20 protein-coding genes are annotated in these 21,621 nt (G+C 63.6%); 4 read left to right on the top strand and 16 right to left on the bottom strand.

Annotated elements, in window-relative coordinates:
* Positions 1-33 precede the first annotated feature (33 nt).
* The 4 genes from ftsH (at position 34) to folD (ending at position 5,693) form a co-directional block, all read left to right on the top strand.
* Complete coding sequence (gene ftsH / locus ACXAED_RS03530; protein ID WP_475046930.1) at positions 34-1,947, top strand: ATP-dependent zinc metalloprotease FtsH; 1,914 nt, start codon at positions 34-36, stop codon at positions 1,945-1,947.
* A gap of 296 nt (positions 1,948-2,243) precedes the next feature.
* Positions 2,244-2,819: an MOSC domain-containing protein gene (locus ACXAED_RS03525; RefSeq protein WP_475046928.1), complete on the top strand. Its 576-nt coding sequence runs from the start codon at positions 2,244-2,246 to the stop codon at positions 2,817-2,819.
* A gap of 188 nt (positions 2,820-3,007) precedes the next feature.
* Complete coding sequence (locus ACXAED_RS03520) at positions 3,008-4,684, top strand: formate--tetrahydrofolate ligase (protein WP_475046926.1); 1,677 nt, start codon at positions 3,008-3,010, stop codon at positions 4,682-4,684.
* A 106-nt stretch (positions 4,685-4,790) separates the two neighbouring features.
* Positions 4,791-5,693, top strand: coding sequence for a bifunctional methylenetetrahydrofolate dehydrogenase/methenyltetrahydrofolate cyclohydrolase FolD (folD, locus tag ACXAED_RS03515; protein WP_475046925.1), 903 nt, complete (start codon positions 4,791-4,793; stop codon positions 5,691-5,693).
* A gap of 79 nt (positions 5,694-5,772) precedes the next feature.
* Here folD and ACXAED_RS03510 read toward each other — a convergent pair whose 3' ends face one another.
* The 16 genes from ACXAED_RS03510 to ACXAED_RS03435 all read right to left on the bottom strand — a co-directional run bounded on the left by ACXAED_RS03510 (position 5,773) and on the right by ACXAED_RS03435 (position 21,404).
* Complete coding sequence (locus ACXAED_RS03510; protein WP_475053004.1) at positions 5,773-6,180, bottom strand: PaaI family thioesterase; 408 nt, start codon at positions 6,178-6,180, stop codon at positions 5,773-5,775.
* Between the two features lie 81 nt (positions 6,181-6,261).
* Complete coding sequence (pdeM, locus tag ACXAED_RS03505; protein ID WP_475046923.1) at positions 6,262-6,912, bottom strand: ligase-associated DNA damage response endonuclease PdeM; 651 nt, start codon at positions 6,910-6,912, stop codon at positions 6,262-6,264.
* A gap of 37 nt (positions 6,913-6,949) precedes the next feature.
* A complete protein-coding gene (locus tag ACXAED_RS03500) occupies positions 6,950-9,367 on the bottom strand; it encodes a ligase-associated DNA damage response DEXH box helicase (RefSeq protein ID WP_475053002.1) in 2,418 nt (805 codons plus the stop codon).
* A 76-nt stretch (positions 9,368-9,443) separates the two neighbouring features.
* Positions 9,444-10,751, bottom strand: coding sequence for an ATPase (locus ACXAED_RS03495; RefSeq protein WP_475046922.1), 1,308 nt, complete (start codon positions 10,749-10,751; stop codon positions 9,444-9,446).
* Between the two features lie 153 nt (positions 10,752-10,904).
* Complete coding sequence (locus ACXAED_RS03490) at positions 10,905-11,402, bottom strand: prepilin peptidase (protein ID WP_475046921.1); 498 nt, start codon at positions 11,400-11,402, stop codon at positions 10,905-10,907.
* A gap of 3 nt (positions 11,403-11,405) precedes the next feature.
* Positions 11,406-12,254, bottom strand: coding sequence for a tetratricopeptide repeat protein (locus ACXAED_RS03485; RefSeq protein ID WP_475046919.1), 849 nt, complete (start codon positions 12,252-12,254; stop codon positions 11,406-11,408).
* A 30-nt stretch (positions 12,255-12,284) separates the two neighbouring features.
* Positions 12,285-12,875 (bottom strand): tetratricopeptide repeat protein, encoded by a 591-nt coding sequence (locus ACXAED_RS03480; protein ID WP_475046918.1) that lies wholly within the window; start codon positions 12,873-12,875, stop codon positions 12,285-12,287.
* A 2-nt stretch (positions 12,876-12,877) separates the two neighbouring features.
* The gene (locus ACXAED_RS03475) at positions 12,878-13,858 is read right to left on the bottom strand and encodes a type II secretion system F family protein (protein WP_475046917.1); all 981 of its coding nucleotides are present in this window, start codon (positions 13,856-13,858) and stop codon (positions 12,878-12,880) included.
* A 10-nt stretch (positions 13,859-13,868) separates the two neighbouring features.
* Positions 13,869-14,837 carry a type II secretion system F family protein gene (locus tag ACXAED_RS03470; RefSeq protein ID WP_475046915.1) on the bottom strand — a complete coding sequence of 323 codons (969 nt, stop codon included), beginning with the start codon at positions 14,835-14,837 and terminating at the stop codon, positions 13,869-13,871.
* Positions 14,837-16,273, bottom strand: coding sequence for a CpaF family protein (locus ACXAED_RS03465; RefSeq protein ID WP_475046913.1), 1,437 nt, complete (start codon positions 16,271-16,273; stop codon positions 14,837-14,839). Before ACXAED_RS03465 ends, ACXAED_RS03470 begins: the two co-directional genes overlap by 1 nt.
* Positions 16,274-16,297: 24 nt before the next feature.
* Entirely contained in the window at positions 16,298-17,527 is a 1,230-nt protein-coding gene (locus tag ACXAED_RS03460) for a CpaE/TadZ family protein (protein WP_475046911.1), read from the bottom strand.
* A gap of 155 nt (positions 17,528-17,682) precedes the next feature.
* Positions 17,683-18,312 carry an OmpA family protein gene (locus ACXAED_RS03455; RefSeq protein WP_475046910.1) on the bottom strand — a complete coding sequence of 210 codons (630 nt, stop codon included), beginning with the start codon at positions 18,310-18,312 and terminating at the stop codon, positions 17,683-17,685.
* 15 nt (positions 18,313-18,327) lie between these two features.
* Positions 18,328-19,734, bottom strand: a complete 1,407-nt coding sequence (locus ACXAED_RS03450; protein WP_475046909.1) for a type II and III secretion system protein family protein — start codon at positions 19,732-19,734, stop codon at positions 18,328-18,330.
* Between the two features lie 215 nt (positions 19,735-19,949).
* Positions 19,950-20,807 carry a Flp pilus assembly protein CpaB gene (gene cpaB / locus ACXAED_RS03445; RefSeq protein WP_475046907.1) on the bottom strand — a complete coding sequence of 286 codons (858 nt, stop codon included), beginning with the start codon at positions 20,805-20,807 and terminating at the stop codon, positions 19,950-19,952.
* Between the two features lie 144 nt (positions 20,808-20,951).
* Positions 20,952-21,128, bottom strand: coding sequence for a hypothetical protein (locus ACXAED_RS03440; protein ID WP_475046905.1), 177 nt, complete (start codon positions 21,126-21,128; stop codon positions 20,952-20,954).
* An 84-nt stretch (positions 21,129-21,212) separates the two neighbouring features.
* On the bottom strand, positions 21,213-21,404 hold the full coding sequence (locus tag ACXAED_RS03435) for a Flp family type IVb pilin (protein ID WP_475046903.1): 192 nt from the start codon (positions 21,402-21,404) through the stop codon (positions 21,213-21,215).
* Positions 21,405-21,621 lie beyond the last annotated feature (217 nt).

Genomic DNA, 21,621 nt, shown 5'->3' with positions numbered 1-21,621 from the left:
TGCGGTGCGCCTATCTGATTGGGAGAACTTTCCTTGGGCAACGCTCGCAATATCGCCTTTTGGGTTGTTCTGTTTCTGCTGATTCTGGCGCTGTTCAATTTGTTCAGTGGTTCCGGCAGCACGATGCAGAGCCGTGAACGCACTTTCTCTGACTTTGTCAGCTCGGTTGAAACCGGCAAGGTCAGCACCGTCACTCTGGACGGGGAACAGGTGCGCTATACCACCACCGACGGGCAGAACTACGTCACCATCAAACCGGGCGATGCCGAGGTCACCTCGCTGCTGATCGCAAATGACATCCCGGTGCGCGCTGAAAAGCAGCAGCAGTCGGGCTTTCAGTCGTTCCTGATCACCCTGCTTCCGTTCCTGCTGCTGATCGGTGTCTGGATCTACTTCATGAACCGCATGCAGGGCGGCGGCAAAGGCGGTGCCATGGGATTCGGCAAATCCAAGGCCAAGATGCTGACCGAAAAGCATGGCCGCGTGACCTTTGACGACGTGGCGGGCATCGACGAGGCCAAGGAAGAGCTGGAAGAGATCGTTGAATTCCTGCGCAATCCGCAGAAATTCTCGCGCCTTGGCGGCAAGATCCCCAAGGGCGCGCTGCTGGTCGGCCCTCCGGGCACCGGTAAGACGCTGCTGGCCCGCGCCATCGCGGGGGAAGCGGGCGTGCCCTTCTTCACCATCTCCGGCTCCGATTTCGTTGAGATGTTCGTGGGTGTTGGTGCAAGCCGCGTGCGCGACATGTTCGAACAGGCCAAGAAGAACGCGCCCTGCATCGTCTTCATCGACGAAATCGACGCCGTCGGCCGCCACCGTGGCGCCGGTTATGGCGGCGGCAATGACGAGCGCGAGCAGACCCTGAACCAGCTGCTGGTGGAAATGGACGGCTTTGAGGCCAATGAGGGTGTCATCATCCTGGCCGCCACCAACCGCAAGGACGTGCTGGACCCGGCGCTGCTGCGCCCTGGCCGCTTCGACCGCCAGGTCACCGTCGGCAACCCCGACATCAAGGGCCGCGAGAAGATTCTGGGTGTCCATGCCCGCAAGACCCCGCTGGGCCCGGATGTGGACCTGCGCATCATCGCCCGCGGCACCCCCGGATTCTCGGGCGCGGACCTGGCCAACCTGGTGAACGAGGCCGCGCTGATGGCCGCCCGTGTCGGGCGCCGGTTCGTCACCATGGAGGATTTCGAATCCGCCAAGGACAAGGTGATGATGGGGGCTGAGCGCCGCTCGATGGTGCTGACTCAGGACCAGAAGGAAAAGACCGCCTATCACGAGGCAGGCCACGCGGTTGTCGGTCTGGTGCTGCCGGAATGCGACCCGGTCTACAAGGCGACGATCATCCCGCGCGGGGGCGCGCTGGGGATGGTGGTCAGCCTGCCGGAAATGGACCGGCTGAACTGGCACAAGGACGAGTGCGAGCAGAAGCTGGCGATGACCATGGCCGGCAAGGCAGCCGAGATCATCAAATACGGCGAAGGCCATGTCTCCAACGGTCCTGCCGGCGATATCCAGCAGGCGAGCCAGCTGGCGCGTGCCATGGTGATGCGCTGGGGCATGTCCGACAAGGTCGGCAACATCGACTATGCCGAGGCGCATGAGGGTTATTCGGGCAACACCGCCGGCTTCTCGGTTTCGGCCCACACCAAGGAGCTGATCGAGGAAGAGGTCAAAACCTTCATCCAGGAAGGCTATGACCGCGCGTTCCAGATCCTCACCGAGCATAAGGAAGAGTGGGAACGCCTGGCGCAGGGCCTGCTGGAATACGAAACCCTCACGGGCGACGAAATCAAGCGGGTCATGAACGGCGAGCCGCCGCAGGCCGGCGATGATGAGGATGGCGGTGAGGATGAGGGCAATGCGTCCGTGACCGCGATCCCCAAGGCCAAGCCCAAGAAAACCCCGCCTGAAGGCGGTATGGAGCCTGAGCCGACTGCCTAATCACTTAGCCGGAAAATGAAATATCGTCCCGGAGACCTGCAGCGGTTTCCGGGACGTTTGCTTTTGAGGGGTGGCGGGGGCCGCGGCGGGCAGCTGTGCTGCCCGCCGCGGCCCCCGCCCGGATCGGATCGCCTATGCGATCCGATCCACAGTCGCTCTGCGCCTGCATTGAACCCAAAGTGCTGCGTCCCGTCCGGGCCCGGGAAAGTCGCCTGCTGTGCCGTTACCGGGTGGCGGCTGCGGGAAAAGCTTGTAAGGTCCGCTGCACAGGCAAAATTCATTTGAGGAGAACCGGAATGCCGGTATTGCGCGACAGCGGGTTCAGCGGCGAAATCACTTGGCTGGGCAGCGTCCCGGCAGGTGCGGGGCTGCAAGCGGTTCCCTCGGACAGGCTGGCGCTGGGGTTCGGCGGAATTACTGGCGAGCGCCACGAGGGCGAAAACCGCGCCTCCTGCGTGCGGGTCCGCAATCTTTACCCGGAAGGCACCGAAATCCGCAACGTGCGCCAGCTGACCATTCTGTCGGAGGAAGAACTGGCGCTGATCGCAGCGGATATGGAAATGGACCGGATCGACCCTGCACATCTGGGCGCGACCGTGGTGCTGCGCGGGATCCCGGATTTCACTTTTGTGCCGCCGTCCTCGCGCCTGCAGGGGCCGGACGGGATGACCTTGACCGTGGACATGGAAAACCGCCCCTGCGTGCTGCCGGGCCGGGAGATCGAAAAGGACCATGCGGGCTTTGGCGCCCGGTTCAAACCCGCAGCACAGAATCGCCGGGGAATCACCGCCTGGGTGGAGCGCCCCGGAACCCTGTCCCTGGGCGCCAGTCTCACCCTCTTTGTGCCGGACCAGCGCGCCTGGGCCCCGTGAGTTCCTTCTTTTAGGGGAATGCGTTTCCTTTAAGGAACCCGGAGCGGCGCAGGGAAAGAGCCCACGCCGCTTCAAGGCAGGATAATGTCGGAAATCACGCGCGCGTTTTGCCGCATATTGGCTAAGTCTATCGCGAAACCGGCATCCTTGTGCCGGCGATCGTATGCAAACTCAGCAGGAACCTTGCCATGAGCTACAAGAGTGACATTGAGATCGCGCGTGAGGCGCAGAAGAAGCCGATCCAGGAGATTGGTGCTAAGATCGGGATTTCCAGCGATGATCTGCTCCCCTACGGCCACGACAAGGCGAAGGTGAGCCAGGCGTTCATCAACTCGGTGCAGTCCAAGGAAGACGGCAAGCTGATCCTGGTGACCGCGATCAACCCGACCCCGGCGGGCGAAGGCAAGACCACCACCACCGTGGGCCTGGGCGACGGGCTGAACCGGATCGGCAAAAACGCGATGATCTGTATCCGTGAAGCCTCGCTCGGCCCGAACTTCGGCATGAAGGGCGGCGCTGCAGGCGGCGGTTACGCGCAAGTGGTGCCGATGGAGGAGATGAACCTCCATTTCACCGGCGACTTCCACGCCATCACCTCGGCCCACTCGCTGCTCAGCGCGATGATCGACAACCACATCTACTGGGGCAACGAGTGCGAGATCGACGTGCGCCGCGTCGCCTGGCGCCGTGTGGTCGACATGAACGACCGCGCCCTGCGCCAGATCACCGCGTCCCTGGGCGGCGTGTCCAACGGCTTCCCGCGCGAAACCGGCTTTGACATCACCGTGGCCTCGGAAGTGATGGCGATCCTGTGCCTTGCGACCGACCTCAAGGACCTGGAAAAGCGCCTGGGCGACATCATCGTGGCCTACCGCCGCGACAAGACCCCGGTCTACTGCCGCGACATCAAGGCCGAAGGCGCGATGACCGTTCTGCTGAAGGACGCGATGCAGCCCAACCTGGTGCAGACCCTGGAAAACAACCCGGCCTTCGTGCACGGCGGCCCCTTCGCCAACATCGCGCACGGCTGCAACTCGGTCATTGCCACCAAGACCGCGCTGAAAGTCGCTGACTACGTGGTGACCGAGGCGGGCTTTGGCGCGGACCTGGGCGCCGAGAAGTTCATGAACATCAAGTGCCGCAAGGCAGGCATCGCGCCGTCCGCGGTTGTGCTGGTCGCCACCGTGCGCGCGATGAAGATGAACGGCGGCGTTGCCAAGGCGGATCTGGGCGCCGAGAACGTCGAGGCGGTGAACTCCGGCTGCGCCAACCTCGGCCGCCACATCGAGAACGTCAAATCCTTCGGCGTGCCGGTTGTGGTTGCGATCAACCACTTCGTGACCGACACCGATGCGGAAGTGGACGCCGTCAAAGCCTACTGCGCCTCCCACGGCGTCGAAGCGGTGCTGTCGCGCCACTGGGAGCTGGGCTCGGAAGGCTCCGCGCCGCTGGCCGAGAAGGTTGTCGAGATCGTCGACGCAGGCTCCGCCAACTTCTCGCCGATCTACCCGGACGAGATGCCGCTGTTCGAGAAGATCGAGACCATCGCCAAGCGCATCTACCGCGCCGACGAGGTGCTGGCGGACAACAAGATCCGCAACCAGCTGAAGGAATGGGAAGACGCGGGCTACGGCAACCTGCCGGTCTGCATGGCCAAGACCCAGTACTCCTTCTCCACCGACCCGTCCCTGCGCGGGGCGCCGGTGGGCCACTCGGTGCCGGTGCGCGAAGTGCGCCTCAGCGCCGGTGCCGGCTTCATCGTGGTGGTCTGCGGCGAGATCATGACGATGCCGGGCCTGCCGCGCAAACCGGCGGCGGAAACCATCTGCCTGAATGCGGACGGCCAGATCGAAGGCCTGTTCTAAGGCACCGCAAACGGAATGCAGCGGCCCGGGTGTCCCCGGGCCGCTGAAGCTTTGAGATGACGGGACCGGATCCGGGGCGGCGCCCCCGGCGGAAAGGAAGAGAGCAATGGCAGCAACAGTGATTGACGGCAAGGCCTTTGCGGCCAAGGTGCGCGGCCAGGTGGCGGAGCACGTGGCGCGGCTGAAAGAGGAGCATGGCATCACCCCCGGCCTGGCGGTGGTGCTGGTGGGCGAGGACCCGGCCTCCCAGGTCTATGTCCGCTCCAAGGGCAAGAGCACCGTCGAGGTGGGCATGAACTCGTTCGAGCACAAGCTGGACGCGGGCACCTCCGAGGCTGATCTGCTGGCGCTGATCGATCAGCTGAACAACGACGCGTCCGTGCATGGCATCCTGGTGCAGCTGCCGCTGCCGGGGCATCTGGACGAGGATCTGGTGATCAACTCGATCGCGCCGGAGAAGGACGTGGACGGCTTCCACATCTCCAACGTCGGCCTGCTGGGCACCGGCCAGAAGTCGATGGTGCCCTGCACGCCGCTGGGCTGCCTGATGATGCTGCGCGAGCACCATGGGAGCCTCTCGGGCCTGGACGCGGTGGTGATCGGCCGCTCCAACATCGTCGGCAAGCCGATGGCGCAATTGCTGCTGGGCGACAGCTGCACCGTGACCATCGCGCATTCGCGCACCAAGGATCTGCCTGACGTGGTGCGCCGCGCCGACATCGTGGTGGCGGCGGTGGGCCGTCCGGAGATGGTGCCGGGCGACTGGATCAAGGAAGGCGCCACGGTGATCGACGTCGGCATCAACCGCATCGACGCGCCGGAGAAGGGCGAGGGTAAGACCCGTCTGGTGGGCGATGTGGACTACGCCTCGGCGGCTGAGCGCGCAGGCGCGATCACGCCGGTGCCGGGCGGCGTCGGCCCGATGACCATCGCGTGTTTGCTGGCGAACACCGTGACCGCCGCCTGCCGCGCCAACAACCTGGCCGAGCCGGAAGGCCTGACCGCCTGAAGCGCAGAACAGCACTGAAAGTGATGCTCCCGCCGGACGCCTCCGGCGGGAGTATTTTTTGAAAGGTGAAAGGCGGGGGTCAGGCAGTGACCGGCACCATGGTGCCTTGCAGGATTGCGACCGGCTTTTGCTCATGTCCTGTTACTGCGTGAACCTCCGCGGTGACGATGACCAGGCGGCGGCCTGGTTTGATGACTTTGCCGGTCGCGCGCAGGTGTTCTCCGGCGCCGGGAGCCAGCAGGTTGATCTTCATCTCCGCCGTCATGACTTCGCTGTCCTCGGGCATCATTGTCAGCGCCGCATAGCCTGCGGCCGTGTCGCCGATCGCAAAGCTGAGCGCGGCATGGGCCACGTCATGCTGCTGGCGGCTGCCAGGCAGGATGGGGGCGGTGATCACCACTTCACCTGCTGTGACGCTTTCAACCTCTGCACCCAGAGTTTGCATCATGCTCTGCTTGGCGAAGCTGCTGCGGATGCGGTCTTCCATTTCGGTGTCCTTCTGCTGGTTTGCCTGCAGCATAGAGGAGCGCCGGCGCCTTGCGCAGGTGACGCTGCGCCATTTGCCCGGTCAGCGCGGCATTGGCACCGGCAGCGGCCGCGGGCCGGTCAGGATGGCGAGAGCATCGGGCGCCATCAGCGGTGTAAACGCAGGATCGCTGCTGCGCAGGCCCCCGGTATAGGTGCCGAAGGCAGGCAGGATAACGCGGGCGGCATCCACCAGAAAGGCGGGCCGCGAAGTGCTGCGCAACCGTGCCTTGGGGTGGTAATGGCCGGAGATTTCCGCGCTCGCTTGCGGGTCGGCAATGTGGCGGAAGGTGAGCGGGCCCAGCGTCAGGGCGGCGGCGTGCTCTCCGCCCAGTCCCGGGGGGGCAGGGTCGTGGTTGCCCTCGATCCAGATCCAGCGGCGGTCCTGCATCAGGCGGGTGATGCTCTTCAGGTCTTCCTGCGGCAGCGCGCGCCCGGCTGCGTCATCGTCGAAACTGTCGCCGAGGCAGATGAGCGTTTCCGCGCGGGTTTCATTGAGAACAGCTTCGAGCCGGTCAAGCGTCTCGCGGGTTTCATAGGGGGGCAGAGCGCTGCCGCCGAGCCGCGCGTGGCGTTCGGATTTGCCCAGATGCAGGTCGGAGACGCAGAGGGTGCGCTGCTGCGCCCACCAGAGAGCGCCGCTGCCGAGGGCGGTTAGGCGGACGCCCGCCAGAGTGAAGTCAAAGCCGTTCATGATGCGTTCTTAATGGTGCCAGCGGCACTGGCAAGGGTTATTGCGGCAGGGCGCTGAGACCAGACTGCTGCATCAGCGCTTCGGTTTCCCGCAGCAGCAGTTTCTCCTCTGCGGCGCCTTTGACCGGGACTTTGCCGGCCTCCAGCAGCAGCGGGGCGGCCAGCGGGGAGATGCGCTCCAGCCGTTTCAGAGTAGTGCGGCCGTCGATCCGGGCCAGCATCTCCTCGATGCGGCCGAAGTCGACGAGCCCGCGCAGCGCTTCCTCGCGGGTGATGTCCAGCAGCAAGTGGCCCGGGTCGTATTTGCGCAGCGTGTCATAGAGGATGTCGGAGGAAAACGTCGCCTGCCGCCCGTTCTTGCGCTGGCCTGGCGTGTTGCGCTCGATCAGCCCGGCGATGGTGGCGGCCCCGCGGAAGGCGCGTTTCATCACCGCATTGCCGGCCAGCCAGCCCTCCAGTCCATCGCGCAGGGCGTGAATGTCGAACAGCGGCGCCGGATCGGTGAGTTCCTCCAGCCCCCAGATCAGCGTCGCGTAATCGGTGGACACGAAGCCGAGGGGATCAAGGCCCAGTTCCTCCATCCGCTTGGTCAGGAGAAGTCCCAGCGTCTGCTGGGCATTGCGGCCCGCGAAGCCATAGACGCAAGCGTGTTCGCGTCCGTCATGCGGGAAGCTTTCGATCAGGAGGGAGCCTGCGCGGGGCAGCTCGGACACCTCGCGCTGAAGCGCCAGCCAATCGGCGGTGTGGCGCGGCAGGCTGGGCCAGCTGTCCTGCTTAAACATCTCCAGGATACGGGCGCTGAGCTGGGTGGAGGTGGCGAATTTGGTGCCGGAGAACACGGCGATCTTGGGTTTCTTGCCGGGGTTGCGGCTGACCTCCACCGTCATCTCCCGCAGGCCTTCGTAGCGCACCGTCTGGCCGCCGATCAGGAAGGTGTCGCCAGGGGTGAGGGTGGCGGCAAAGGCCTCCTCGATCTCGCCCAGCGGCTTGCCGCCGCGGCTGCGTTTCAGGCGGACCTTCACCAGGTCCGTGTCCTGGATTGTGCCGAGGTTCATACGGATACGGGCCGCTGCGCGGGGGTCGCGCAGCTGCCATCTGCCGTCCGGGCGTTGCAGCAGGCGCTGCCACTGGTCGTAAGCTTTCAGCGCGTAGCCGCCGGTGGCGCAGAAATCGAGACAGGCTTCGAATTCCGCGCGCGTGAGGCCGGCATAGGCACCGGCCTGGGTCATCTCGGCATACAGGCTGTCAGCGTTGAAAGGGCCTGCGCAGGCGGCGATCAGGATGTGCTGGCACAGGACGTCGCGGGGGCCTGCGCCGCGCGGCTCGCCGTCCAGGTCGCCTTCGCGCACGGCTTCCAGCGCGGCGCGGCATTCCACCACCTCAAACCGGTTGGCGGGAACCAGCAGCGCTTTGGAGGGAGCATTGTAACGGTGGTTGGCCCGGCCGATGCGCTGCACCAGACGTTTCACGTTCTTGGGGGCGCCGATCTGGATCACCAGGTCCACGTCGCCCCAGTCGATGCCGAGATCCAGGGAGCCGGTGCAGACGATGGCGCGAAGGTCGCCCCGGACCATTGCCGCCTCGACCCGCTCGCGCTGCACCCGGTCGAGCGAGCCGTGGTGGATGCCGATCGGCAGGGCGTCGTCGTTGGCGAGCCAGAGGTTGTGAAAGAAAATCTCTGCCTGGGCGCGGGTGTTGTGGAAGATCAGCGTGGTGTTATGCGCCTTGATCTGCTCCATCACTGCCGGGATCGTATAGGCCGCGCCGCCGCCCGCCCAAGGGGGCGGTTCAGTGGTTTCCAGCATCCGGATATCCGGTGCCGGGCCAGGGTCGGCCAGCACGATCTCGCAGGGGTCCGGATGGCGGGCCAGGTAGCTGGCAATCGCCTGCGGATCGTCCACAGTGGCCGACAGCCCCACCCGGCGCAGGTCCGGGCAGAGGGTTTGGAGCCGGGCCAGCGCCAGCATCAGCTGATCGCCGCGCTTGCTTTCTGCCAGAGCGTGGATTTCGTCAACCACCACCCGCTTAAGCCCTTTGAAGGTGCGGGCAGCGTCCTCGTAGGATGTGAGCAGGGCGAGGCTCTCGGGCGTGGTCAGCAGGATATGCGGCGGATCGGCTCGCTGGCGTTTCTTGCGGCTGGAGGGGGTGTCGCCGGTGCGGTCGTCGATGCGGATGGGCAGGCCCATCTCCTCTACCGGCGTGCGCAGGTTACGCTTGATATCGGCCGCCAGCGCCTTGAGCGGGGAGATGTAGAGCGTGTGCAGCCCTTCATGGCTGCCGTCTGCCAGCTCTGCCAGGGTCGGCAGGAAACCGGCCATGGTTTTGCCGCCGCCGGTGGGGGCGATCAGCAGTGTGCAGGGCTGGGACGCCCGCTCCAGCATGGCGTGCTGGTGCGGGTGGATCGACCAGCCTTTGGAGGCAAACCAGTTTTCAATGACGGGTGGCAGATTGCTCATCCGTCCCATGTAGGGGCTGCCGCAAAACTTTTCTAAAGAGTTCTGCCCAAAGTTTTCAAAAAACTTTGGGGCCGGGTCATTTCACGATGGTCTCATCCTTGACGAACATGTTGGCCCAGGCGCGGTCGATCAATTCCGGCGACATTTGATAGGGGATGCCTTCGAACTCGCAGATCGCGATCATCTGGTCGACCAGGAATCCTGGCTGATAGTTGGCATAGATGTTGCGGATCGTCGGGTATTTGTTCCGGAGAAGGTGCACTAGGGTGCTTTCGTCCAAGGGCATACCCTTCTTGCGGGCGACCATGGCAAAAATCTTGAGGTAGTTTTCCTGGTCCGGACCGTCGATCTTGATCTTGAAGAAGATCCGGCGCAGGGCGGCCTGGTCGAAGATCTCGTTCGGGTGGAAGTTGGTGGAGAAGATCACCAGGGTGTCGAAGGGCACCTCGAACTTCTCGCCCGACTGCAGCGCCAGGATGTCCTTGCTTTCCTCCAGCGGCACGATCCAGCGGTTGACCAGCGCCTGCGGCGGCTCTGCCTGGCGGCCGAGGTCGTCGACGATGAAGATGCCGCCGGTGGACTTCAGCTGCAGCGGCGCCTGATAGGTGCGGGCAGTGGGGTTGTAGACCAGGTCCAGCATGTCCAGCGACAGCTCGCCGCCGGTGATCACTGTGGGTCGCTCGCACATAACGTAGCGCTCGTCGAAGCGGCGGCGGCGGCGCAGGGCATTGGGATCATCCGGCTCCTGCTCGACCATGGTGTGCACGATCGGGTCGTAAACGGTGATCACCTGGCCCGCGTATTCGATGGCGCGCGGCACGTAGACATGATCGCCAAGGGCGTCGCGGATGCCGTTGGAGATTGAGGATTTACCGTTGCCCGGAGGGCCGTACATCAGGATCGAGCGGCCTGCGCTGACGGCCGGGCCCAGGTGGTCCAGCAGGCTGTTCGGCAGGATCAGGTGGCCCATCGCATTGGTCAGCTGGTCGCGTGTTACCTGGATGTTGCGGATCGACTGCCGCTTGACCTGCTCGCGGTAGACCGCCAGCGGCACCGGCATGGCACCGAAGTATTCGGACTGGCTGAGCGCATCCAGCGCACGGGCCTTTCCCGCATCGGTCAGCTGGTAGCCCATCTCGTTGCCGCTGTTGGCGTTGAGCGTGCCGGTGGCCTCCAGCAGTTTCTGTTCGCGGGCGAGGTCCACCAGCTCCTGGGTGACGGCGCCGGGCAGGCAGATCGCCTCGGCAATCTCGGTCACCGTTTCCACGTTCTTGCGGAAGATGGTCTTGAGCAGGATGTCCCGCATCATCACCAGCGGCAGCTGCATCTGCTCCAGGCCCTTGGGGGCGGGAGGGGCCATCACGGCGAGGTTCTGCATGTTCATGGCGGTGCCTGTCCCTGAAATCCGGAAATCTGCCCCCAGCAGGAGGCGGTCTTGGAAACAGACTATTCAGGACTGTGGCAACAGCGGGGCGGGGGTGCAGCAATTCCGCGGAGGCGGCAGTAAATCCGGATGAATTTGAGGGACTAGCCCGGCTCAGCTGCCGAACAGGGCGGCCAGGGTCAGGTAGATTGCGAGGGTGCCGCCGAGGCAGAGCCCCATGGGAAAGCTCTTGCCGGTTTCCCAGCTTTGCCAATGCGGTGCCAGCTGGCGCAGGGGCGTGTATTTGGCGATCCGGTGGGCGGTGAAGCCTGCCAGCAGGGTGGCTGCGAAAGTGATCATCAACAGCCGGAGGTCGCCAAGCGCAAAGAAAGGCGCGGCAACACCGGCAAACTTGGCATCGCCGGCGCCAACGGCGCCAGCGGAATAGAACAGGAAACCCAGGCCGACCCCGACCGGCAGATGCAGCAGGTGCCAGCCGTAATCCGCCCAGGAGGGCATCGCAAATGCCCCCACGGCCACATAGATCACCGCCAGCACATCAACCGCCCAATTGGGAATGCGCATGCCGCGCAGGTCGGTCAGCGCCACCGTGTAGCACAGCGGCAGCACGAAAGGCAGGAACCACAGGGCGGCATGGGCCGGGAATTGCATGGGTCAGCCGTTTTCCAGCGCCGCCAGCGAGCGTGAGGCTTCCTCGAAGTGCTGCGGGTGGGTGTCGATCGCCTCGCGCAGCAGGTTCTCCCCGACCTTGACGTCGCCTTGCTTGACCGCCGACAGCGCCAGCGTGTGCAGCAGCAGCGCCCGTTCGGTCTGGTCCAGCGGGATCACCGGCAGGGTGTAGTTGCGCTGAGCGCCACGGGCGAGCACCAGGTTATTCTTGGCGGTGAACAGGGCCTGGTCCTGGCGGATCGCTTCGCCGAACAGACGCTCGGCACCGGCGAAGTCACCGCGGGTCAGCTTGGAGTAACCCCAGTTGTTCATCACCTTGGCCGGCTTGGTGGTCAGACCGGTGGCAATCTCATAAAAGCTGTCGGCGCGCTTCCAGTCCTTACTTGCATCCGCCACGACGGCCTCAAGCCGGTAGCGCTCATAGGTTTCATGGGTCGGCGGCACTTTGTCCAGAATGGCCTTGGCTGCGTCCCATTCGCCGCTGCGCACCAGCGCGCCTGCGAGTTGCACGTTGTCCTCGCTGGTGGCGCCCTTCATCGACACAACCTTTTTCCAGGCGGTGGTGCCCTCGGTGGTGCGCTTGGCGCGGATCAGCGAGTAGGCCAGGCCGCGCTGCAGCTCAATCCGGTCCGGGTTGTTCTTGAGGGTGCGCTGGAAATGCACCACCGCCTCATTCGGGTCGGCCACGGTCAGCATGACATCGTTGAGATTGCTCTCGTCGATGACATTCACTTCCTGAAAGGCCCGTTCGACGGTTTCATCGGCTTTCTCAGCGCAGGCCGATAAGACCAGCGCCCCTGCCAGAGAAGCGGATAGGAAAAACTGCTGGCGCATTTGTGCGTCCTTTTTACTGCTCTGCCTCGGTCATGGTGCTTGGCGAATCAGGTAGCTGCCGCCGCCCTGCCGCACCAATTTATAATCTTGGTTTTGCGGCTCAGTATGCGTGGGATTATCAAGTTTTGCGAGGGCCAGGCGCAAATTATCGCGGATTGCGTCACTTTCGCCATTGTCCAGCGCATAAGCGCGCTGGAACACCTGCACGGCTTCGGCGGTTTTGCCCTGTTCCATCAGCACGACGCCCAGGTTGTTCATCGGCTCCGGCCAGGCCGGGTCGGCGTCGACCGCCTGGCGCAGCAGCTCCTCTGCCTGGCCCAGCCGCCTGAGGCCCAGCTTGGCCGAGCCCATGCCGGACAGCACCTCAGCGGTCAGACCCTGGTCGAGCGCGGCGCGGGTAAAGGCCTCCAGTGCCAGCTCGTGCTCGCCTGCGGCCATCAGCCGGTGGCCGACCTGCAAGCCGTCCTCAGCGGACTTGCGGTGATCGGCGCCCGGCGCCCAGGGGCTGCCCTTGTCCTGTTTCAGACCGCCCGGCGCACAGGCCGCCGCCAGCGCAAGAACGCTGGCGGCGGCAAGAGCACGGCTGAGGCGGACAGGCGCAGCCCGTCCTTTTGATGTCATGTTCAGTTGCCTGCGTTGCCCATATTCATGATGCCCTGTATCGACGGGCCGACCAGAATGATCAGCAGCGGGGGCACCGTCAGGCCCATTGTGGCAAGGGTCATCTTCACGGGCAACTTGTTTGCGGCCTCTTCTGCGCGCATGACGCGTTTGTCACGCATTTCCCCGGCATAAACCCGCAGCGCATCAGCGATCGAGGTGCCGAAGCTGGCGGACTGGATCATCACCGTCACAAAGGAGGAGACGTCCAGCACCCCGCAGCGGGTGCCCATGTCGCGCAGGACCTTGTCCTTTTCCTTGCCCGCCTTCATCTCATAGGCGACGACCTCGAATTCTTCGGCCAGGTCCGGGTAGGAGGCGTGCAGCTCCTTGGCAACGCGGACAATCGCCTGGTCCAGCGACTGGCCGGCCTCGACGCAGACCAGCATCATGTCCAGTGCATCGGGGAACCCTTCGGTGATCTTCTGCTTGCGCTCTTCGATGCGGCGGGTGATCCAGTATTTCGGCAGCATGTAGCCGGCCGCGCCCGGGCCGATGATGCGGATTGCCATCTGCTGGCTGTCATAGTCGATGTCAGCTTTCAGCACATAGACAAAGAACAGGCCTCCCATCAGCCCCAGCAGCCCGAGGGCAAACTGGGCAAAGTGGAACAGACGGACCGAGTCCTTGGAATGATAGCCTGCCTGGCGAAGCTTCAGCTCCATCGCCGACAGCTCATCGGCGTTCTGCGGCTCCAGGAAGCCCGCGAACTTTTGCAGCTGCTCGTTGCGGTTGGCCTGGCGCAGACGCTCCTTCTTCGAGTCGGTCCGGGTTTCCGGCTTGATGTTTTTCTGCAGCTTCTTCAGCGGATCCTCCGGCTGGTTCAGCAGCAGCGGAACCGCCAGAAGGATCATGAACAAACCGGCAATGCCAAGCGCCAGGAGCGGGCCGAACTCGCCGAACTGCGATGTCAGGTAGTCGTTAATTCCGGTCAGAAAATCCACGGCCGCCTCCTCAGACTTTGATGTTGGTCAGCATGCGCATGACAAACAGGTTGGCTGTCAGCATCACGCCTACGGCGAAACAGGCGGGGATGAACCAGGGATGGTCCAGCACGTTGTCGTAATAGTTGGGATCTTTAACGAGGATGCCGACCAGGCAGAACAGCGGGAAACCCGACAGGAACTTGCCCGACCATTGCGCCTCGGCAGTGATTGCCTTTACCCGGCGGAACAGGCGGAAGCGGGCCCGGATCACCTTGGCAAGGCCTGCCAGAACTTCGGCCAGGTTGCCGCCTGACTGCTGCTGGATTGTCACGGCGACGGCCAGGAAGCGCATGTCCTGCATATCCAGCCGCTCCGCCATTTCCTTGAGCGCTTCGCCCACATCGCGGCCATAGGCGCATTCGTCGGAAATGATGCCGAATTCAGTGGCCAGCGGGTCTTCGACCTCATTGGCGACGATCTGCACCGCAGAGGTAAAGGGGTGGCCGACGCGCAAGGAGCGCACCATCAGTTCCACCGCGTCCGGCAGCTGCTCTTCGATCATTGCCATCCGCTTGGCGGCTTTCTTGTTGACCCAGAAGAACACCGCGCCGACGCCGATGACGACAGAGCCCAGAACCCGGACGGGCAGGGGGGCGGAGGTGCCGATGCTGAGGCCGACAAAGGCGACGGCCGCCAAGCCGGCCATGATCAGGATCAGCTGCTTGGGGGAAAAGGCAATGGCGGCCTTTTGCGCCCGTTCCGACAGCAGGGAATACAGCGGGATCGACTGCGATCTTGCGTGCTGGCCCAGCTCCTTGCGCAGCTGCTCCAGCACCTGCTCGCGGTTGCTGCCCTTCTCCATCATCTCCAGGCGGCGGTTGACCCGGCTGTTGAGACTGATGGATTTGCCGAAGGTGAACAGATACAGGCCTTCGACCAGGGCAAGCACCCCAAAGAAGATCAGGCCGTAGATAAGCGGTTCCGCACTCAGTTGCATCAGCGCTTCTCCATCACGGTGGGTTCATAGATCGAGGGCGGCAGATCGAAGCCCCACAGGCGGAAGCGCTCAGAATAGTGGCTGCGCACGCCGGTGGCGGTGAAGTGGCCGATGATCTTGTTGTCCGGGGTCAGGCCGACGCGCTGGAAGCGGAAGATTTCCTGCATCGAGATCACGTCGCCCTCCATGCCGGTGATTTCGGTGATTGAGGTCATCCGGCGTGAACCATCCTGCAGGCGCGAGGCTTGCACGATCAGGTTCACAGCTGACGCGATCTGGCTGCGCACTGCCTTGATCGGCATCTCAATCCCGGCCATGGCGATCATGTTTTCCAAGCGGGAGATGCCGTCGCGGGCGGAGTTGGCGTGGATCGTCGTCATCGAGCCGTCGTGGCCGGTGTTCATCGCCTGCAGCATGTCGATCACTTCCTCGCCGCGGGTTTCGCCGACGATGATGCGGTCTGGGCGCATCCGCAGCGCGTTTTTCAGACAGTCGCGGGGGGAGACCTCGCCCTTGCCTTCGACGTTCGGCGGGCGGCTTTCCATCCGGCCCACGTGGGTCTGCTGCAGCTGCAGTTCCGCGGTGTCCTCGATGGTCAGGATGCGCTCGGCGTTGTCGATGAAAGACGACAGCGCGTTCAGCGTGGTGGTTTTACCGGAACCGGTACCGCCCGAGACGATCACGTTCAGGCGGGTGGATACCGCGGCTTGCAGATAGGCCGCCATTTCCTCGGTGAAGGCGCCGAACTGAACCAGGTCGTCGATCCCGAGCTTGTCTTTTTTGAATTTCCGGATCGACACCAGAGAGCCGTCCACCGCGATCGGCGGCACCATCGCGTTGAAGCGCGAGCCGTCGGCCAGGCGGGCGTCCACATAAGGGTTGGATTCATCGACCCGGCGTCCCACGGCAGAGACGATCTTGTCGATGATCCGCATCAGGTGCTTTTCATCCTTGAAGGTGATGTCGGACAGCTGCAGCTTGCCGTTGCGCTCAACGAAGATCTGCTGCGGGCCGTTCACCAGGATATCGCTGACCGTGTCGTCCTGCAGCAGCGCCTCCAGGGGGCCAAGGCCGGTGACTTCGTCATACAGCTCCTTGTTCAGTTGCTGCCGGTCCTCGCGGTTCAGGACAATGCTTTTCTCGGCCAGGATCTCGGTGGCGATGGTGGCGATCTCAGAACGCAGCTCCGCTTCGCCCGCGCGCTCCAAGGCGGCCAGGTTAAGGTTTTCCAGCAGCTCCCGGTGCAGCTGGATCTTGATCTCGCCCAAACGCTCCTTGCGCTTGCGCTCCTTGTCCATCGGCTGCGCTTCAGCCGCCTTGCGCTGGACCGGCCGGCGCAGCGAGGCAGCAGGCGCTGCAGCGGCTGCCTGAGCGGCAACCGGTTCAGGTGCCGGAGCGGCAGGCTTCGCCGCTTGCTTCTTGTACTTGGAAAACATCAACTCACCCCCAGTTCAGGCCGCTCAGGCGGCTTCTGCTTCGCTTCGGCCCAGCGCATGAAGCGAGGCCGCGAGCTTGGCGATTTCCTTGCGCAAGGGATTTTTCGCTGCCGAAACGGCCAGCGGCAGCCCGTGGTCGCAGCTCTGCAGAACCTGCTTGCCGCCGTCGGGCAGCTGCAGGTCGATGGAGATGCTGAGGGATTCTGCCATCCGTTTGACCCGGCTTTTGCCGGCAAGATCTGTGAATTTCGGCGCCCGGTTCAGGGCAAAGCGCAGCTTTTCGAAGGGCAGGTCCTCCGACTGCAGGGCCCGTTTCATCCGCAGAGCGTTCTGGGCTGACCGCATATCCAGTTCGATCAAGGCGAAATATACGTGCGCCGTATTGAGCACTGTTTCGGTCCACTGCACCAGCGTGTGCGGCATGTCGATGACGACAAAGTCGAAATGGCTGCGCGCCATTTCGATAACCCGGGCGATGTCTTCGGGCGACAACAGGTCAAGCGGCACCATTTCCGAGGGTGCGGTCAGAACCTGCAGCTTCTCCTGGAACGGCAGCAGCGCCTGGCCGAACAGATCCTCGTCCATGCTTTCGGACTCGCTGAGCATTTCCATCACCACCTCGCGGCGGGGCAGGTCCAGGTAGGTCGAGACCGAGCCATGCTGGAGGTCCAGATCCAGCAGGCAGACGCTGGGCTCCTCCCGCTCGCTGAGCGCGGCAAGCTCCCAGGCCAGGTTGACGGCCATGGTGGTTGAACCGGTGCCGCCTGCGAGCCCGTGGCAAACGATCACCGCGCCTTCGCGCTGGCTGCCGGATTGCAGCTGGTGCGGGTTCTGCTCCACTGCCGGGGGCGGCGCCTGCAGCCGTTCGATGGCCGCTTGCAATTCCTGCTCGGGCAGAGGGTAGGGGACAAACTCATCTGCGCCCTGGCGCAGCAGCGTGTGCAGCGCGGCCGGGGTCACATCCTCGGCAATCAGGATCACCTTGATACCGCGGGACTTGGCCTGAGTGATGATCTCGCCCATCAGCGGGAGGTCGCCCTCGTCGGCGCTGTCGATGGCCAGAGCGACGAACTGCAGCGGCTCCGCCTCGGTCTGGCCGAAGAAAGCCAGCGCCTCGGTAAAGCCCAGATCGCCCCAGGCTTCTCCCAATGCGGCTTCCATGTCTTCGATCAGGAGGTCGAAGTTCTGCACATCGCGGCTGATCGTGCAGGCAACAATTGCAGGTGTCTCTGTTTGCGGCATACCGCTGCTCATCGCCATCATCCTTGTTCACATGGGCGGAACCGGGCCATGGGCACAGTCCGCCTCTTGGAAACAATGTCGGTGGCAATCTAGGCGATATTGGGGCCAAAAATCCCCAAATATGGGGAATTGTTACTACTTCGTAACCGCCCGCCAGCGTGGCGGGCTTATTGCAGAGTGCGCTCCAGCGACTTCTGCTGGGTCAGGGTGGTGCCAGGAATCGCGCTTTCCAGATACTCGCGGTAGATGATCTGGGCATATTTGCCGTCCAGCACCGACGGGTGGCGCTTGAGGAAGCCGCTGACCTCAGTCACGGTGCGGCGGTTGCGGCGTTCGCGTTCAGGCGTCGGGATCAGCGGCTGGGTTTCCCCGTGCGAGATCACCGCTTCCAGACGGCTGCGGCTGATGCCGCGGGAGACCAGGTAATTCACTGCCGCCCGGGCCCGGCGCAAGCCAAGCGCGCGGTTGTAGGCGTTGCTGCCCACCGCATCGGTGTGGCCGAAGACGCGGAACCGCACCTCGGGGAACTGCCGGATCCAATGCGCCTGCTGGTCCAGCACCGTTCGTGCGGTCTGGTCAAGCCGGGCGCTGTCAAAGTCAAAGGTGATGGTGGTGGGCACTTCCTGGGCGAACCGGCCGGCCAGCTGGATGGCAAAGCTGCGCTCGCCGCTCATCACCGCCGCGTTGTTGAGGGTGGCTTCGCCAAAGGTTCCCTTGCGGTTCAACTCGCGCCCGGCTTCCCGCTCGCAGGCGGCGGTGGTCAGGAGGAGGCCGAGAATTGCAGCGGTTCTGATCATCTGTGCCACTCCCTATCAGTCCAGCACGTAGCCGTAAGAGCCGTTGAAATCCTGCTTGGCGACCTCGGCGGCAGGCCCGGCCCGGTTACGTGACGTGCGCCCGAACAGGAACAGATCCTTCTCGCTGGGCGGGGCCACACGGTCGGTCGGCAGGGTCAGCGCCTCGCCGCGGGTGGGGGTCACCAGATGGGCGCTGACGATGATCACCAGTTCGGTCTGCTCGCGCTGGTAGTCGGCGCTTCGGAACAGCGCGCCCAGCACCGGCACGTCACCCAGCCAAGGCAGCTGCGAGGAGTTGTCGAGGAATTCGTCGCGGATCAGCCCGGCAATGGCAAAGCTTTCGCCGTCGCGCATTTCCACCGTGGTGGAGGTCTCGCGGCGGGAGAAAGCGTCGATGGTCAGACCGCTGAGTTCCAGCGAATTGGTCGGGTCGATCGCAGAGACTGCGGCGTTCAGTTCCAGATTGATCAGATCGCCGTCAACCACACGCGGGATGAAGTTCAGCTCGATCCCGAAGGGTTTGAATTCGATGGTGATCACGCCGCCTTCCTGGGCGACCGGGACCGGGTATTCGCCGCCGGCCAGGAATTTCGCTTCCTGCCCCGAGAGGGCGGAGAGGTTGGGTTCGGCCAAGGTGCGGACAACGCCCTTTTGTTCCAGCGCTTCCAGCAGCAGGCTGACCTGGACGGAACCTGCGTTGAAGCCGAACAGGAAGGCGCCGGTGTTTTCGTTGGCCGCAGGGATGTTGCCGGCCAGAGAGTTGGCCAGGGCGCCAGAGGTGTTCAGCGTGTTGACGCCGCCGGTGCGGCCGTTGCCGGTGCCGCCGTTGAAGCCCAGCGAGGCGCTCAGCGATTTAGACACTGAGCGCTGCATTTCGGCAAAGCGGACTTTGAGCATCACTTGCTGCACGCCGCCCACCGACATCAGGTTGCTGACCCGCTCCGGGGCATAGCGCTCAGCCAGATCCAGCGCCCGCTGCAGCCGTGCCGAACTGGACACGGTGCCGGAAAGGACGATGCCATCATTGGCGGTCCGCACTTCGATCTTTTCATTCGGCAGAATCTGGCGCAGGCGCTGCTTGAATTCGGTGACATCGGCGGCCACCCGCACGTCAACGTTGGTGATCAGTCGGCCGGAGCCGTCGAGCAGCGTCAGCGTCGTCAGGCCCGGGGACTTGCCCAGAACGTAAATGGTGCGATCGGACAAAGACGAGATGTCGGCAATGCTGGGATTGGCGATGCTCAGCTCGGCAAAGGGGATTTCGCTTTCCACAACCACTGCACGGTTCATCGGCACGTCGAGCGTCGCCGCCGTGCCCTTTTTCACCACGCGCAAGGACTGCGCCCAGGCCCCATCTGCCTGCGGCATGCCAATAAGCGATAGCCCCATCAGGGCCGCCGCCACGAACCGTCGAATTGCCATGTGACCTGCCTTTCCGATCACGCCTCAAAATCCGGGTCTTTTCGCCCGCTCTTTCGGGCACTGTGGTGCAGATCCCGAAATATTGCAAGAATCAAAGGCTTCGGGGCCTTTCCTGAGGGGGCGCCGATGTGGAGCTTGCGCAACAGACAGAACAGCCGCCCTTCGCATGGAAGAGGCGGCTGAACCTGTTAAGGGTCTGTGCGAACAGGTGTTTTTCAGTTGGTGCAAGGGATCGGAATTTCCACAACCTCAGCACCGCGGCGGGTCCGGATGGTGCAAACCTTTTCCTTTTCCACCTCTTGCGGAGCTTCCAAAGCCCCCAAACCCAGCAGCGTTCGCTGGTCAACTTCCACCACCGAAGCGATGGTGTCATCGCCTGCACCCACCAGGGCCAGGGACAGCCGTCCGGTGGTCTGGGCTTGAGCCAGGGCCGCCACCTGTTCAGGCCGGACAGCAACGGTGACGGTGCGGGCAATGATAGCCTCGTTTATGTCGCCGCCAGCGCTTTGGTCGACTGCCACCAGTTCCACATTGGTCTGGATCAGCCGTGTGACTTCCCCGCGTGAGCCGCTGGCGCCGGGCATCATGCCGGTCCAATAGACGTCCACCTTGTCACCGGGACGCAGAAAGCCCGAGACGCCGGAGGACACGTCCACCTTGATCGCAAAGGCCCGCATGCCGCGCTGCAGCCGCGAGGTGATGCCGGCATCTTCGCCGGGGGCGGTGACCTTGATGGCCATCACCGCCTCATCCTTCTCCATGGCGCGCAGCACCACCCGCAGCTTCTCGCCGTTCTGGGGCGGGAACAATGCGTCGAGGGTGGTAAAGGCGCCCTCGGGGATAGCGTTCTGCGGCCAGCGCACGGCGCGCACTGCGTCCTTGGACAGGCGCTCGCCGTATTTCAGCGGTTTGGTGGCGACAAACACATCCACCGTCGGCACCGCCTCAGCGCGGGCTGCGCGCTCGCGCGCAAGTTCATTTTGATAGGCCGAGATGTAGTTCTTGGCCATCATCACGGCACCGCCGGCGAGGGCTACACCGACAATCAGCACAAGTCCGAAAACTGCCCGCATTGTGTTACCTCTCATCAACTTGAGCCGGTGTTCCGTGATCGGAACCGGCTGCTGGATATCTCAATTTGCCTGAAAACTGCCGACTTCTGCCGGTTCTGTGACGGCGCCTTGGCGCGGCCTGACAGGGCCCGCCAATCACGCGCCTCAGCTGAACGACCAGTTTCGCATGAACGAAGCGATCCCGTTTGCCAGGCTCAATCCGCCGTCCCCGACGGAGCCTGCAATCAGCGCTGCCATAGCAACAGCCGCTGCGCTCAAAATCACCCAATCGACAGTTATCGCACCGTCTTCGTCTGTAAGGTAGGAGCTTAGTTTTTTCATGACCTGCGCCTCACTAAGAAACGGAAACTTGGGATGCAGCTGTGCCCTGGCAGGACCAAGGCACAGCATTCTCAGGCCAGCCTGTTAGGTGCCGCTGCCGTTCGGGTTTTTGCCGTCCATGAAGGTGTTGGTGTTGCTGGCCAGGTCGGATGCACCGTCCTGGATGGCGGTGTAGACAACGCCGCCCAAAGCAGCAACGGCTGCGGTCAGCACAACCCAGTCAACGGTCACGGCACCGGATTCGTCTTTGCGGAAGTTTTTGAAGAATTTGATCATGGCTTGGTCCCTCCAAGGAAACTTAAATACTGTATCTGGTCCGCCGGGCAGTCTGGCCAGCTCTCTCCTTCTGGCCTGCCCGCCGGTTGATGAGTCCATTAAGCTTTATGAATGGGGCGTTAATTGGGCGTAATACTGTGCTTTTCGCCCAATAGTGCGGAAACCGGGAAAAGAGTTTTCCAAGCCAGTCCTGCGTTGCGGCTGTCCGTTCTGGCGG

It is taken from the genome of Leisingera sp. ABM4_103, from assembly GCF_056158685.1.
This window is presented reverse-complemented; position numbering and strand designations above follow the sequence as displayed.

What these genes read in the sequence shown, in the direction of transcription:
- ACXAED_RS03525 (WP_475046928.1), top strand. Translation starts at nt 2,244, where the DNA reads ATGCCGGTATTGCGCGACAGCGGGTTCAGCGGCGAAATCACTTGGCTG.
- ACXAED_RS03520 (WP_475046926.1), top strand. Translation starts at nt 3,008, where the DNA reads ATGAGCTACAAGAGTGACATTGAGATCGCGCGTGAGGCGCAGAAGAAG.
- folD (WP_475046925.1), top strand. Translation starts at nt 4,791, where the DNA reads ATGGCAGCAACAGTGATTGACGGCAAGGCCTTTGCGGCCAAGGTGCGC.
- ACXAED_RS03510 (WP_475053004.1), bottom strand. Translation starts at nt 6,180, where the DNA reads ATGGAAGACCGCATCCGCAGCAGCTTCGCCAAGCAGAGCATGATGCAA.
- pdeM (WP_475046923.1), bottom strand. Translation starts at nt 6,912, where the DNA reads ATGAACGGCTTTGACTTCACTCTGGCGGGCGTCCGCCTAACCGCCCTC.
- ACXAED_RS03500 (WP_475053002.1), bottom strand. Translation starts at nt 9,367, where the DNA reads ATGAGCAATCTGCCACCCGTCATTGAAAACTGGTTTGCCTCCAAAGGC.
- ACXAED_RS03495 (WP_475046922.1), bottom strand. Translation starts at nt 10,751, where the DNA reads ATGAACATGCAGAACCTCGCCGTGATGGCCCCTCCCGCCCCCAAGGGC.
- ACXAED_RS03490 (WP_475046921.1), bottom strand. Translation starts at nt 11,402, where the DNA reads ATGCAATTCCCGGCCCATGCCGCCCTGTGGTTCCTGCCTTTCGTGCTG.
- ACXAED_RS03485 (WP_475046919.1), bottom strand. Translation starts at nt 12,254, where the DNA reads ATGCGCCAGCAGTTTTTCCTATCCGCTTCTCTGGCAGGGGCGCTGGTC.
- ACXAED_RS03480 (WP_475046918.1), bottom strand. Translation starts at nt 12,875, where the DNA reads ATGACATCAAAAGGACGGGCTGCGCCTGTCCGCCTCAGCCGTGCTCTT.
- ACXAED_RS03470 (WP_475046915.1), bottom strand. Translation starts at nt 14,837, where the DNA reads ATGCAACTGAGTGCGGAACCGCTTATCTACGGCCTGATCTTCTTTGGG.
- ACXAED_RS03465 (WP_475046913.1), bottom strand. Translation starts at nt 16,273, where the DNA reads ATGTTTTCCAAGTACAAGAAGCAAGCGGCGAAGCCTGCCGCTCCGGCA.
- ACXAED_RS03460 (WP_475046911.1), bottom strand. Translation starts at nt 17,527, where the DNA reads ATGAGCAGCGGTATGCCGCAAACAGAGACACCTGCAATTGTTGCCTGC.
- ACXAED_RS03455 (WP_475046910.1), bottom strand. Translation starts at nt 18,312, where the DNA reads ATGATCAGAACCGCTGCAATTCTCGGCCTCCTCCTGACCACCGCCGCC.
- ACXAED_RS03450 (WP_475046909.1), bottom strand. Translation starts at nt 19,734, where the DNA reads ATGGCAATTCGACGGTTCGTGGCGGCGGCCCTGATGGGGCTATCGCTT.
- cpaB (WP_475046907.1), bottom strand. Translation starts at nt 20,807, where the DNA reads ATGCGGGCAGTTTTCGGACTTGTGCTGATTGTCGGTGTAGCCCTCGCC.
- ACXAED_RS03440 (WP_475046905.1), bottom strand. Translation starts at nt 21,128, where the DNA reads ATGAAAAAACTAAGCTCCTACCTTACAGACGAAGACGGTGCGATAACT.
- ACXAED_RS03435 (WP_475046903.1), bottom strand. Translation starts at nt 21,404, where the DNA reads ATGATCAAATTCTTCAAAAACTTCCGCAAAGACGAATCCGGTGCCGTG.